The following is a 14502-nucleotide window of genomic DNA, read 5'->3' as shown; positions in this document are numbered from 1 at the left end:
AGGGAGCATTTTGCTGAGTTTAGAAAGCTAAATTGTAAGTAATTGGATCAAAAGTGCAGTCGCGCTTTTTAGCTATAAAATTAGCGAGGCTGCTGCTATGGTTCAAAACACGATCCATAGAAAGGTTTTATTGAGTTCAGGGGAGTCGTTGCAGCTGAGTTTTTATTTGCCTAGATTTTCATTCTCTGAATTCACATGATTAAAGTATAAACTATTAAATAGGTGCTTTATTGTGTAGTTCTAAGTAAAAGAAAACAAGTGCTGAAATTTTACAAAACCACAACAGATTACGTCTCCTTTCGATAGTTTAAAAGTTTTTGTATTTGTGAACACCCGAATTTGGAAATTTTGTTTTCGTGAAAATAAAGTCTAAACGTTATATTGTTTTTGAGAAGTAAATGGTAAACTTAATATTTAAGTTTCTGTAGCCAAATTTTAGTCCAATAGAAGAGATGGTAAGAATAGATCTATGATTCAACCCATTGAAAATGCAATCGAAGAAATTAAGTCCGGTAAAATGATTATACTTGTGGATTCGGAAGACCGGGAAAACGAAGGAGACCTTGTAGTTGCGGCCGAATTTGCGGATAAAGAAAAAATCAACTTTATGGCTGCTTTTGGGCGTGGTCTGATTTGTATACCTATGGAAGTAGAACGTCTTAAAAAATTAGGACTGAATCGGATGGTAGACGATTATTCCCTAGGAGACAAACACGGAACTGCGTTTACTGTTTCAGTGGACGCCAAACACGGAACTTCGACCGGAATTTCTGCACAGGATAGGGCGGTTACGGTCCAAGTCCTTTTAGATGATAAAACCGTTTCTGCCGATTTGATGCGTCCTGGTCATTTATTTCCTCTACAAGCGGTACCCGGTGGAGTTTTAAGAAGGGCTGGGCATACCGAAGCTGCTGTAGATCTGTCAAAACTTGCTGGTTTGTATCCGGCGGGTGTAATTTGCGAAATTATGAACGACGATGGGACTATGGCCCGTTTGCCCGATTTAGAAAAATTTGCAGAGAAACACGGACTGAATATTTATACGATCGAAGATTTGATCCGTTATCGAAGAGCCAAAGAAAATTTAATTCGTTTAGAAGTAGAATCTAAACTACCGACTGAATACGGAGAGTTTACCATCCGAGCGTATTCTACTCTGATAGACGATAAGATTCATATCGCCTTGATCAAAGGAGATATTAAAAAAGAAGAAACTATAATGGTTCGGGTGCATAGCGAATGTTTGACTGGAGATATTTTTTCGAGTAATCGTTGTGATTGTGGACCACAGCTTCATGCCGCTTTGGAAATGATTTCTAAAGAAGGGAGGGGGGTTCTTCTTTATATGAGACAGGAAGGAAGAGGAATTGGTCTGATCAATAAATTAAAAGCTTATAATATTCAAGATAAGGGATATGATACGGTCGAAGCCAATGAAAAATTAGGCTTTGCACCGGATCTTAGAGATTATGGAATTGGAGCCCAAATTTTGAGAGAAATAGGTGTAGGTAAAATGAAGATTTTAACGAATAATCCTCGTAAGATCGTAGGTTTAGATGGTTACGGTTTAGAAGTGGTAGAAAGAGTTCCGATCGAAATTCAACCCGGTTCCGACAACCATGATTATTTGATGACTAAAAAATTAAAGCTTGGTCATATGTTAGGTCTTGGTTGAATCTCGTTTTTAGTTCGTTCTTTTTTAAAAGATTATTATATTACCTTTTGTTTTAATAGTTTATTTTGTACTTATTTACTTGATGTGAGCAGGACGTAATCAAATCAGTGCGAACGCGATTCATAGAGAGCCATAACCTTACCCACAAGTATTTGATCTCAATATAAATCTGTCGGAATTACGACAAATCCTCTGTAAAACTTAGTTCCCACTCCACAACGCGATTCATAGAGAGCGTTGTGTTGAGTTTTTCCTATTTTTGGGTGGGCGGTAAGGTTCGGAAAATTTTTCTCTATCAGAAAAACATACTTTTTGCAAGTAAAAAGACTCATTCTTGTCGGAACACTTGAAAAATGTGCCTTTTTGAGCTTTCGATTCTAAAATCCTATTCAACTTGTGGTAAGGTGATGATAGAGAAGCGTTTTGCTGAGTTCAACGCGATCCCTTTTGCGTTATAATACCAAACTCGCGTTACTGAATATCAGTTTCATTTTCTGAAAAAGAATTGGGATCTAATCTTTACAGATTGATTTCTAAAATGTGGGAACTACTGCAAATCATGATTTTGTAAATAAATTCTAAAATTATAGAAACTCATACTTGTGGAAAATTCTTTTTCAAATTTTTCTCAGTCAATCTTCTTCGATATTTGAAAGAATGGATGTCTGTGATTCAGGATTTGGTCTAATCGATTGCGAAATAAATTACCTTGATTTTTTTGTTTTGAGTTTTCTTCTGGTTTCATTTTCGCCACGTTTTTTATGTTTTCCGGTGATTTTATTTTTTACATTTCTCTCATAAAAACCATTTTATTTGCATTATTCTCTATTTGAACCTTCTTCAGATGCGGCTACATATTTCGAAAATGAATATTAGAATTTTTTGTTATATTTATAAAATAATTTAACCCCGTATCCAAAACTTAATTTTACTTTATCAGAAAGATCAAGCTGAGAGGATTTTAGTTACTTCGTCTTTGCATTCAATGTTACTTACAACTTACATGAACGCTCAGGGGGATATATTTGGTTTTGAGAGAGTTTCTTTGCGCGCTGGCAGGAGAATCGATTGAATTGGCTATTACCGTTAGAGCAACGTTTGATCTGTCTTGTAGAGAGAATTGGAAAAAATACTTAGAATTCTTGTTTTTTTTACATGTCGTCAGGGAGATAGTTTCGCTTGACTCTATTTTGTATCCGAGAATTGTCACGATTGCTTATGATTCTCAGGAAAACTACGATGTAGAGGTTGTGATTGGCGGCGTTTTGACAAACTTATATATGGATTCTACTACGACATATTTCCACCGAACCGTGGCTCAACTTCATTATGACGACCTTTAATGTTGCGTCGATATCGGCACAAAATCAATCCAAAGAATATGAGTTTTGCGGCTATGACCTACTCGATTCTCCGACTGATATTAGTGCTTTGCCAAACTGATGTGGTTTTCCCGAATCGTTTTCGAATAACAAGCTGAATCAGTATGGTATAGTGAACGATTACGATCGAGTGATATCCAAAACCATTTGCGCTTAAATAACCCTGATGAGAGTACTATGCTGATTGTTGTCTTGTTCACATCTACAAAAGGAAGGGTATTCTGAAAAAAACTTGACCTCAGTCGTTTTTCAAATTTTGAATTACTCAAGACATGATATGTATTACGTAATTGATTACTTAACCAATCCATCCGTTGAAGATGACGACGACGGTCCATTTTTGGAAATTCATGAGGAGCTTGTCAAAAGACCGGAGCCAATAAATTGGCATATGGGGAAACGTTTCGATACTGACGTAACAGTTCCTATCGAAGTTCCTGTTTCCCCGCGTTTTGATTATGATGGACCACCTCCTGATTTTTTTGACGGCTCGATTAGTCTCTTATCTCCAAGACTTGCTAAAATTTTACAAGACAACGGGGTAAACAATTTAGATCTTTATGAAGTCGTTTTAATATACACGGATTCCGGTGCACGGCTCAAACATTACGCTTTCAATATTACAAATAAAGCATCTGTTATCGATTTTAAAAAATCTAATATAGAAAGTTATGATGGAAATTATTCCAGTGACTCTAGTATACGAGGTTTTGCAGCGGATGAGCATAAAATACAGAACCTTCCTTCTATTTTTCGATTGGAGGAGAACGTAATGACCGTATTAGTACACGAACGTATCAAAAATGCGATTCATGCAGCGGGAATTAATTCGTTCGCTTTCGTTGAACCGAAAAATTGGATCCAGTTATAGAATTTGAAACGCCTTATCCTAGCTCGCCATTGTGTTGATGGTATTTCATAGATGACAAAAGAAGATGAATACTATTGGAAATGATTCAAGGTCTGGTCGACCGAAAGAAGATATAATCTGAAACTTTCGACATATTAAAAATCGGCGAAAAACTCTAGATCGACCGTTTCCAAACATAAGCACCTAATAAATCGAGTAGCCGTCACTTAGTTACTGAAAATCCAGAAAAAAAAGAGCTCTTGGTTTTCTCTCCGAAGATTTGAATAAATTTCCTAAATAGACAAAGGGATCGAAACGCGCGAGCTTCGCGTTTTGAACTAATAAAGTGTCCCAAAACCAAAATAGAAATCTGTTGGTAAAGTTGAACCAAAATGAGGGAGTTCCCACAAATTTGGCCTCATTCGATAGTTTACCTGTTTTGAAATGGTCTTTTGTAATAGTAATTCCCACACTTAAAAGGATTTTGAGACGTGTTCTAAAACAAAGGTATAAACGAAAGAGTAAATTAACTTGAGCAGGACGTAAGAAATCCGTTTTCGTTTTATCATAGGTCAATTTTTTAGTAAAAAATAGATGTGGGAACTCTTACAAATCGTGGATTTACCAGTTAAACTTTGAAAATTGTGGGAACTACTACGAAATACCAAAAGAATCATCATCTAATCAGATTTTTGCACAAAACCTCTGTTTGGCGACCATCATCAACATTTACTACTCGGACGCATGAATAGAATACTTGTGTTAGATTGTTTCAAAAATTTGAATATTTTGGTCTTGCTTTAAAATGCCGTAAATTCCGAATTTGCGGTATTTTTTAAGTACCACTATTTTTCGTAAATTAGGCCGTTAATAACTTGGTACTATTTTTATGCGTCCGAGTAGTAAATCCCATTTTAACGTGAGTTCGGTGGTTGAAAAAATTTTCTAAAAGTATGAGTTCTTACTATTTTAGAATTTGTTCGTAAAATTGTGATTTGCAGTAGTTCCTACATCATTTTGCAGATAAACTTAAGATTTGTGGTAGTTCCTACACCTAAGTATGACAAAATTCAATTATTATAAACTGCTATTTTATCAATTGTGGTAGTTCCCACATTTAAAGAATTGATCTGTAAAATTCAGATTCTAACTTTTTTCAGAATCATGGGCTTTTTATGCTCAACTCACATTAGAGTTGTTGAAAAATTCCATAGCAACAATTAACAAAACGCTTCAATCGACCGTTTCCATACAACGAAAACCCATAGAGAATTAATTTTTCAACAATTCTATTATTTAATCAATTTATACAAATAATTTTAACGAGTTTAAACGATTGGTAATGTCCCAACAATATCATTATCTATAGAAAAATAATCATGTGCAAAATACTATGAGCTTCTTCCAAAAATGAGATCCCTTTCAAGGTTATAAAATAGGCCTCATATTAGAACTTACAAAATTTTTAGAGTTATAAAAACCTTCAAAAAAATAGAATACGATATAATTAATGGGAATTACTACGTTTCAGTTTATCGACAGAATCGATTCTTAGTTTATTTTCAAATATTCTAATTTATTTATATGTTCTTTCTAAGCTATTTTTTTAGTTTTGAGTTTTTTCCAAAACCGTCCAATGCGGGAACTACTACGAAAATTTAACAAGATTAGAGTTGCTCGAAAGTTTGTAAATTGCCAAATACGACCTGCAGAGCGACCATAGAAGCGATGCATTGAGTTTCACAAAAATGTAGGAACTACTGCATTTGATTAAAAATTTCTAAAGAATGATCGCGTAAAATTCTTTGAGGTTTTTTAGAACAAACTCTTAGTTTTTTCAAAAAGAAATTCTACCAGGTTGATTCTTTAGGGTTTACCGAGGATTATCAAAAACTCAACAAAATTCTTTACTTTTAGACAATAACCTAAGATATTGGATCAAATTATCTAATAAATTAGATTTTTTTTTCGTTTTGTTGTAAGTTTTCTACAGGAAGAACCAAATGAAATCATCCAAATCTTTAGAAATATTTTCATCGATTCTATGTTTTGTAGTTTCATTTTCTTTGTTTTCCGAAACCAAACTTTTGAATGTTTCCTACGATCCAACTCGAGAATTGTATTCGCAAATCAATAAATTATTTATAACGCACTGGAAAAAACAAACTGGAGAAGATTTAGTCATTCATCAATCCCACGGAGGCTCCGGTAAACAAGCAAGAGCAGTCATCGATGGATTGGAAGCGGATGTAGTCACTTTGGCGCTTGCACACGACATCGAGACGATCGCTGAAAAAACGAAACTTCTTTCTACCGATTGGGAAAAGTTACTTCCATATCAAAGTTCTCCTTACACCTCTACGATTGTATTTTTAGTTCGAAAAGGCAATCCAAAAGGAATTAAGGATTGGGACGATCTTGTAAAACCAGGAATAGGAGTAATTACCCCGAATCCTAAAACTGGAGGAGGAGCGCGCTGGAATTATTTAGCGGCCTGGGGTTATGCAAAAGAAAAATACAAATCCGAAGAAAAGGCAAAGATATTTATGAAAAGCTTATATTCAAATGTTCTTGTATTAGATTCGGGCGCGAGAGGTTCTTTGACTACTTTCGTTCAAAGAGGAATTGGAGACGTTTTGATTTCCTGGGAAAACGAGGCGCATTTGGCTCTTCAAGAAACAGCGAAAAATCAGAACGTGGAAATTGTATTTCCATCCGTAAGTATTTTGGCTGAGCCTTCTGTTGCGGTTGTCACTAAAAACGCTGAAAAACATAATACTTTAAAAGTTGCCGAGAATTATCTGAAGTTTTTATATTCTCCGGAGGGTCAAGAAACGATTGCAAAAAACTACTACCGTCCGACGGATAAAAAAGTGGCGTCCAAATATAAAAATACATTCAAAAATTTGAAACTATTTACGATTAGAGACGTAGCTGGTTCTTGGAAAAATGCTCAGGAAAAACATTTTTCTGACGGAGCCATTTTTGATCAGATTACTTCAAAACAATGAATAAAAAAATTCTTAGATTTGAAAAGAGAAAACGTGGCCACTTTTAGGACAAAACCTTACGGAAAAACTGCCTTTGGGATTACATTAGGCGTAACAGTAACTTATCTAAGTTTAATCGTTATCATTCCGTTAGGTGCTCTTTTTCTAAAAAGTACTGGAATTGGCTGGGAAGGTTTTTGGAAGTTACTTACCCACGAAAGGATTTTAGCTGCTCTCTATTTAAGTTTTGGAGCTGGGGCGACTGCGGCAATTCTCAATTTGTTTATTGGTTTTTTATTTGCTTGGGTATTAGTACGTTATAATTTTCCTGGAAAGTCTTTACTTGATTCTCTAGTAGATCTTCCGTTTACTTTGCCGACTGCAGTTGCCGGAATTGCTCTTACTACAATTTATACTCCAAACGGAATCATTGGAAAATTTTTCGAACCATTTGGAATCAAAATTGCATATACTCCAATTGGAATCGTTATTGCTCTCGTGTTTATAGGTTTCCCGTTTGTAGTCAGAACCGTTCAACCGGTTTTAGAAGAGTTTCCTAAAGAATTGGAAGAATCTGCCTATTGTTTAGGAGCAAACCGCTGGCAGATATTTAGAAGAGTAATTTTTCCAGAACTTATCTCTCCTCTGGTTACTGGAGCCGCAATGGCATTTGCAAGAGGAATTGGAGAATACGGTTCTGTAGTGTTTATATCTGGGAACCTTCCCGGTAAAACGGAAATTCTTCCGTTGTTGATCGTCACAAAATTGGAACAATACGAATACGAAGAAGCGACCGGAATTGCGTTTATTATGCTTGTAATTTCATTTAGTATATTATTATGTATTAATGTTATTCAGAACATCGCTGCTAGGAAAAGCGAATGAAACAAGAATCGTTAATCGTTAGAAGTTTTCTTATCGGTGTCGTTTTTTTTCTCACCGTTTTGATTTTGATTCTTCCTATTTATACCGTCTTTCAAGAAGCATTCTCCAAAGGTTTTGGTGCTTACTGGGAAGGGATTCGGGAACCCGATACCGTTTCCGCTTTCAAATTGACTCTTTTAGTAATCGGAATCGCCGTTCCTTTGAATACTATTTTCGGAATTTTTGCTGCTTTCTCATTGACTCGTTTTGAATTTCCGGGCAAAAGCTGGATACTCACGATCATAGATTCTCCATTTTCGGTTTCACCTGTGATCTCCGGTTTGATTTTTATTCTTCTTTTTGGAAGACAGGGGTGGTTTGGTCCTTGGTTAGAAAAATTAGACTTCAAAATTGTATTCAACACTCCAGGGCTTGTGATCGCTACGGTTTTTATTACTCTTCCTTTTGTGGCAAGAGAACTGATTCCTGTATTGGACGCTACCGGGATGGAAGAGGAAGAAGCGGGACTTCTTTTAGGCGCTTCTCCGATCAAAGTGTTTTTGAAAATTGTTGCACCAGGTATCAAATACGGACTGTTATACGGAATTATACTTTGTAACGCGAGAGCTATGGGAGAATTTGGTGCAGTCTCTGTTCTTTCCGGACATATCCGAGGCCAAACGAATACGTTGCCGTTACAAATTGAAGTACTTTATAATGAATATAATTCTGTGGCAGCTTTCTCGGCGGCTTCTCTTCTTGTATTTTTATCCTTAATCACTCTCGTCGCAAAACAGATCTTGGAAAGAAAAATCAAAATCGTAAAAAAAGAGGAATTTCTCCAAGAGGAGGTATAACGTGGGAATTGAAGTTAAGAATCTTGTAAAACGTTTTGGAAATTTTACTGCCATCGACGATCTTTCTTTAGATGTTCCTTCTGGAGAGTTAGTCGCTCTTTTAGGTCCTTCCGGTTCCGGTAAAACTACCTTACTTAGAATCATCGCCGGTCTCGAGGACGCGGACAAAGGCCAGGTGATTTTTGAGGGTAGAGAAGTAGGTAAAAAAAACGCCAAAGATAGAGGTGTGGGTTTCGTATTTCAACATTATGCGTTATTTAGACACATGACGATTTTTGAAAATATCGCATTTGGTCTTGAAGTTGGAAAAAGATCCGAAAGACCGAGTAAGGATACGATTCGAGACAAGGTTATGAGTCTTTTAAAACTTGTTCAACTTGAGAATTTTTATAATCGCTATCCTTCCGAACTTTCCGGAGGTCAAAGACAACGGATTGCCCTCGCTAGGGCTCTTGCTATTGAGCCTCGTTTTTTACTGTTAGACGAACCTTTTGGTGCCTTGGACGCGAAGGTTAGAAAGGAATTGAGAAACTGGCTTAGACGTCTTCACGATGAGATTCATATTACGAGCGTTTTTGTGACTCACGATCAAGAGGAAGCACTTGAGGTTTCGGACAAGGTGGTCATTCTTAGATCTGGTAAAATAGAGCAGGTCGGAACTCCAGACGAGGTTTATAATCATCCTAAAAATTCGTTTGTGTTTCATTTTTTGGGCGACGTAAATTTGTTTCATGGAAGAGTTCAAGGTGGACAAACCCAACTTGGTGAAATTAAAGTAGATACTCCCGAACATTCCGAAATTGAAAACGCTTCCGCCGTTGGTTACGTTCGTCCTTATGACGTAGAAATTTTAAGAGAACCGATTGAAGCACAGACGATCCCAGCAGAAATTCAATATATACATTCAACTGGTAGAAACGTAAAGATTGATCTTAAACGTTTAGATACCGGAACTATTTTGGAGTCACAGCTCAATTCTTCCGAGTTTCAATCTCTCAATCTACTTCCTGGTGAAACCGTTCATATCCGTTTCAAAAAAATAAAGGTTTATGTTGAGGATTATACAATTTAATTGATCCATTGGTTTAAGCTGTTCTGGGGAACATTTATAAAATAGTTTTTTATTTTTGTGATGTGCGTATTTTTTTAATTTTATAAAAATAGAATATTATTTTTTAATCTTTCTTTTGGGATGATACTTTATTTAACGTGAGTTCGACATAAGAAAGCGAGAAAGAGTCTCTAAAAGTATGAGTTCCTACAATTTTAGAATTTGTTCGTAAAATCGTGATTTGCGGTAGTTTCTACATTTTGGAGTCGAAGTCACAACTTTTTTAGAAAAAAATTATGGATTCCTTACGTCAAACTCACGTTAGAATCAAGTTCGTTTAAAACCTGTAAATTTATCTAAGCGACGGTTTCTGTGGGAATTACTTTTTTAGATGATTGTTTTTTGTTACTCAGATCTATACAATCAGTGTATAGTATTTTGCGATGAAACAGGGTTTTGTAATAAAAATTTATGGTAATCAATTTTATAGAAATTATCAGTAAAGAGAACTCCTCTAAATGAATTTCTGGTTCTATGAAGATCTATCTATATTAAAGATTTGTAACGCAGATTCCACTTGCTGCCAAAGTTTTTGTTAAACTCGATAAAACGCCTCCATTAAAATTAATCACTAAACTTTCGGTTAGAGTTGTTTCGTTGGTTGTAGAAGTCCAGAATGTGGTGTTTGGGGGAAAGTTTGGAAAAGCGGCTGGAATAGTAGGATTTCCCGCGCCGGAATGATCTATAATACTTAAGAGTTCATTTGCGTTAGGTAGTCTCCAGTTGTTTCTTCCTGCAAATACTGCGACATTTAAGTTATTACACCCATTGAATGCTGACTGTCTGTTTCCCGAAAATAAAACTCCCGCTGTGCAATTTACATTCGATTTTCCTAATGCACATTTTGACCAGAGTAGTTTTGTATTTTGATCTGTGACGGTTCCGTTTCCGTTGTCTAAGAACGAAAAGACGGGTAACGGATTTCCAGAAACACAGCGTAAAAATACGTTCGCACCTACTTTTACAAATGGCTGAATCGGAAGTCCTAACGTTAAAAAATCAACAGCCCAAATCTCCGCAACGTTGAGTGGATAAGTAGTATTCGTCATATAGAGATTGGTCATATCTGCATTTGGAAATTGTACGTTTTCGGGATGAGCTGGATTTGTAGAATAACGATAAAGACTCATAAATTCTTTGAATTCTGGAATCCTCCAATTGGTTCTGCCTGCATAACCGTTTCCTCCGTTTTGGTTATTTAGGTCGGAACAACTGCCGGGTCCTCCAACGTTAGTCGCCGTATCCCAATCCATCGCTGTTGCGGCTCCTAAAGCACAAGTAGGTCCGTTTTGACCTTCAGGACAACTTTTCCAGACGAGTCCTCGTATATTATCTAAGGTTGTATAATCCGTCCCATATTGTGGATGTTGTGTGGGACCTGTAAAAGAACGAGAATTTGGAGTGTTTATAAATTCTCCGTCTTGGCCGCTGTTTAAACACGCAGTTGCTACTCCGCCAGATGTCCAGCATTGAGTTTGTCCCGTATCACTAACAGCGCTTAAATTAAAGTTAGGTGGTGGTGTGACGACAGGAATTGGTGTATTGTTGGAAATAGTTACCTGAGGTTCTTCACTTTCATTTGTACTGGGACTTAAAAAATACCGAAGGATTGCAAATGGAGGTTCTGGTTTGTCCGGAGGACTTACTATACAGCTAGTAGCTACTATGGAAAAGAATAAAAATGCGGACTTTACATTCATAAAAATTTTATTTAAAAGTAAATCGGACCTAAACTATATAAAATCTAGAAGTCGCAATTCTAACTTGTGAATTTTTATAAAACAACTCATTTTATCGAATAGGACGGATTAAATGATAAATTTGTATTCAGATTCAAAACGACTGGTTTTGTAATAATCGTTTTGCTCCGTAAAATCTCTAAACCGATTTTTAATGATTTGTATATATTTATCATATGATATTATGAGTTTGTTTTATGGTAATTCACTCAAACAAAACTATACATCCAGGAATTGAATTTAAAACCATAGGAGCCAGTTTGTCTAGATATTCTATTCTGTAAAAATCATCTTGGCCTTGTATTTATAGGATAACTTTGGGGCAAATTATATTTTTTAAATATTCCAAAAATAAAAAATAACTTAGAGTTTGTCCCAATACCTCAAAAGAATTTTACACAATGATTTTTAATGTGAGTTCGGGGTAGAAACTCATGATTCTGAAAAAAGTTAAAATCTGAGCTTTATAGATCAATGTGAGAACTACTGCAAATCACGATTTTACAATCAAATTCTAAAATTGTAGGAACTCATACTTTTAGAAAAGTTTTTCTTAAACCAAACTCATGCTAAAGTGGGATTTAAATTTTAATGATGGGCGTAAAACAACGGTTTTGTACAAAAATTTGATTGGACGACGATTCTTTTTGTATCTTATAGTAGTTCCCACAATTTTCAAAGTTTAACTGTAAATTCACGATTTGTGAGAGTTCCCACAGATTGAGTCACATTACAAATTTTTAAACATTTATTTTTTATGGAAAAATCAGGTTTTTATAAAACGAATCATTACGGCGAATTCACGTAATTCTTAAGAAATTTTTAATAAAATAACGTGAGTTCGACGTAAGAATATTTGGGCGAATCGCTCGCAAATTTTATGGTATACAATGGCTCGCGACCGCGCTTGAACTCAATGTTGCTCCTTGCTGTCGCAACATAATGCTGCAATTCCTTCGGAATTTTCGCTACAATCGCTTTCGCATTCGTATACCGAACTCACGTTAAAATATAATAGTTCCTACATTTTTGTGAAACTCAATGCATCGCTTCTATGGTCGCTCTGCAGGTCGTATTTGGTAATTTGCAAACTTTCTAGCAGATCTAATGTTATTAAATTTTTGTAGTAGTTCCCACATTTTTGTGAAACTCGATTTTACTTCCTAAATGCCGATCCTTAGAGAGGCTTTGCTTGAGTTTACGGGTCGCGTTCAAACTCAGCAAAACGCTGGTCACGTTTTAGGTGCTAGAAGTAATTCAGCGTCTCGTTTTTATGGGCTTCGAAATAACTCAGCAAACACTTCCTTAAACTCAATACATCGTTTCTATGGTCGCTCTCTGCAGGTCTGTGTTTAGAATTCTTAATATTTGTGTTGATCTTAGATTATATAAAAGAACAGCAGTTAATCTTACACTGAACAAAGTTTTCTATCAAAACTTATGATACTAAATTAGAGTTGTTGAAAAAAAACATATCTACAAACGGTTTTCCCTATTCGTTTTCATGAAAAAAACGAAAGAGGATTAATTTTTTAACAACTCTAAATTATAAAAATCAGAAAAGTCGATTTTTTGAAACCAGGGTAAAATTTTTTACTCAATCAAATTTATAAGAAGCGCCAAATAAAATTACAGGTACGTCTGATTGTAGAGATTGAGAGTAATTTAATATTCGAATGTCATTTGGACCAAACGCGGAATGTAATACCGCCCAGTTGTTTCCTGGATCCGCGGTGACTTTTTTAGCGAATAAATAATTGATTGCAAGATCAAAACTCCATTTCCCGGAAAGAAAACTCAATCCTAGGGTTGCCAGTTGTTGGACCATAATCCCTGCTTGTAAAGCGCTGATTCCTTCTGAACGTACTACTCCTGTATTATAACGATAACCACCTCTATAAACAAAAGAATCTAATTTGTATTCGATTCCTATTGCTCCCGCCCAAGCGTCGTGATACGCTATGTTTTGAGTGATTGTATTGGTTTTACCTAAAAAAGTTGGAAACCAAGGATCTTCTAATCTCTGTTTAAAAGTTTGATCATAAGAGTTGTAATTGTAATATAAAAAATCCAAACCGATTTTTAGAGATTCGTTTCCAAAAGAAAAACCTAATCCGTGTTTTTCGGGAAGATTAAAAGTGGCAGAAACTCCGGTTCTTCTGTAGTTATTGACGTCTCCAATTCCTATTTGCATTCCACCGTCCAAAGGAAGGATACTTCTAGTTTGGTAAGAATATGCGATCCTAAATAGTTCTGTAAACGCATAAGAAAATCCGAATATTCCTCCCATAGAATACGCGTTTTTACTTCTATAATCAAAACCCTGACCCGGGATTTCCAAGGTATGGGTAATATCATAAAATTTTTGATTGGCGATTTGTTTGGAATAAATCATTTCGATTCCCATACCGACGGAAAGATTTCCAAATCGATACGCTAAAGCGTTGGTAGCTTTTACTACATAAAATGTAGTGGATAAATCTTCTTTAATTTTTTTTGAATCTCCAATTGGTCCTGGAATGTCCACCCCCGACCAATCTCTCAGGGATTGAGCGTTGGGAGTTAATCTGAGTATTCCATTTACCTGGCCACTTCCTCCTCCCGGAACATAAATTCCAACTCCATAGCTCAATCGATCTGTAAGCGGGAGTGTCAAACCGAAGTAGGGTAAGGGCGCAAGAATATTATAATTTTGAGAATTATGATACTCGGTTTCTGGATTGGTATCTGAGAGACGATCCTTATATTGAGAACGAATGTATGGTAGCCCGATTCCAAACTCAAGCCCACCTTTGGAATTGAGAACTAAATTTGCGGGATTGGTTGCAATATCCATTGGAGAACCTCCGATGGCAAGATTGACCCCTGCCATACCCGCATATCGAGCGTTATGAGAAGGTTGAAATACTCCCACGCCGAACAACGAATTTACGGATATAGACCCGATACAGATAAAAAATAAAATTTTAAAATAGAATCGAAATGCGATTTTCGTTTTTTGCATGTGTAACACTTTATAAGATTTGAATTTCTG

Annotated in this window: 11 protein-coding genes; 8 read left to right on the top strand and 3 right to left on the bottom strand. The window is 35.9% G+C overall.

Annotated features, from left to right (window positions below):
- The first annotated feature begins 469 nt into the window (after positions 1-469).
- The 3 genes from BW942_RS05970 to BW942_RS05955 all read left to right on the top strand — a co-directional run bounded on the left by BW942_RS05970 (position 470) and on the right by BW942_RS05955 (position 3928).
- A complete protein-coding gene (locus BW942_RS05970) occupies positions 470-1675 on the top strand; it encodes a bifunctional 3,4-dihydroxy-2-butanone-4-phosphate synthase/GTP cyclohydrolase II (protein WP_000615785.1) in 1206 nt (401 codons plus the stop codon).
- 1025 nt (positions 1676-2700) lie between these two features.
- Positions 2701-3018: a hypothetical protein gene (locus tag BW942_RS05960; protein ID WP_000244248.1), complete on the top strand. Its 318-nt coding sequence runs from the start codon at positions 2701-2703 to the stop codon at positions 3016-3018.
- Between the two features lie 316 nt (positions 3019-3334).
- On the top strand, positions 3335-3928 hold the full coding sequence (locus BW942_RS05955; protein ID WP_000291894.1) for an imm11 family protein: 594 nt from the start codon (positions 3335-3337) through the stop codon (positions 3926-3928).
- Positions 3929-4138: 210 nt separating this feature from the next.
- Here the strand turns inward: BW942_RS05955 and BW942_RS05950 are convergent, their stop codons facing one another.
- Positions 4139-4483: a hypothetical protein gene (locus BW942_RS05950; RefSeq protein WP_000220512.1), complete on the bottom strand. Its 345-nt coding sequence runs from the start codon at positions 4481-4483 to the stop codon at positions 4139-4141.
- Between the two features lie 1427 nt (positions 4484-5910).
- On the opposite strand from BW942_RS05950, the gene BW942_RS05940 reads away from it, so the two are divergent.
- From BW942_RS05940 to BW942_RS05925, 4 genes are read left to right on the top strand one after another with little or no spacing between them, the layout of a single operon-like run.
- Positions 5911-6918 (top strand): sulfate ABC transporter substrate-binding protein, encoded by a 1008-nt coding sequence (locus tag BW942_RS05940; protein WP_000842617.1) that lies wholly within the window; start codon positions 5911-5913, stop codon positions 6916-6918.
- 18 nt (positions 6919-6936) lie between these two features.
- Positions 6937-7782, top strand: coding sequence for a sulfate ABC transporter permease subunit CysT (gene cysT / locus BW942_RS05935; protein WP_000817966.1), 846 nt, complete (start codon positions 6937-6939; stop codon positions 7780-7782).
- Complete coding sequence (gene cysW, locus BW942_RS05930; RefSeq protein WP_000808274.1) at positions 7779-8618, top strand: sulfate ABC transporter permease subunit CysW; 840 nt, start codon at positions 7779-7781, stop codon at positions 8616-8618. The genes cysT and cysW overlap by 4 nt, the downstream gene beginning before the upstream one ends.
- Before the next feature lies 1 nt (position 8619).
- Positions 8620-9690 (top strand): sulfate/molybdate ABC transporter ATP-binding protein, encoded by a 1071-nt coding sequence (locus tag BW942_RS05925; protein WP_082279635.1) that lies wholly within the window; start codon positions 8620-8622, stop codon positions 9688-9690.
- Positions 9691-10220: 530 nt separating this feature from the next.
- Here the strand turns inward: BW942_RS05925 and BW942_RS05920 are convergent.
- Positions 10221-11429, bottom strand: coding sequence for an Lcl C-terminal domain-containing protein (locus BW942_RS05920; protein ID WP_001101406.1), 1209 nt, complete (start codon positions 11427-11429; stop codon positions 10221-10223).
- Positions 11430-12635: 1206 nt separating this feature from the next.
- Here BW942_RS05920 and BW942_RS21405 point away from each other — a divergent pair.
- Positions 12636-12824, top strand: a complete 189-nt coding sequence (locus BW942_RS21405; protein ID WP_002090428.1) for a hypothetical protein — start codon at positions 12636-12638, stop codon at positions 12822-12824.
- 241 nt (positions 12825-13065) lie between these two features.
- Here BW942_RS21405 and BW942_RS05915 read toward each other — a convergent pair whose 3' ends face one another.
- Positions 13066-14472: an OmpP1/FadL family transporter gene (locus BW942_RS05915; RefSeq protein WP_001172917.1), complete on the bottom strand. Its 1407-nt coding sequence runs from the start codon at positions 14470-14472 to the stop codon at positions 13066-13068.
- Positions 14473-14502 lie beyond the last annotated feature (30 nt).

The sequence above is a fragment of the Leptospira interrogans genome (assembly GCF_900156205.1).
Taxonomy (GTDB): domain Bacteria; phylum Spirochaetota; class Leptospiria; order Leptospirales; family Leptospiraceae; genus Leptospira; species Leptospira interrogans.
The sequence above is the reverse complement of the archived record's forward strand: the minus strand, read 5'-3'. Positions and strand labels throughout refer to the sequence as shown.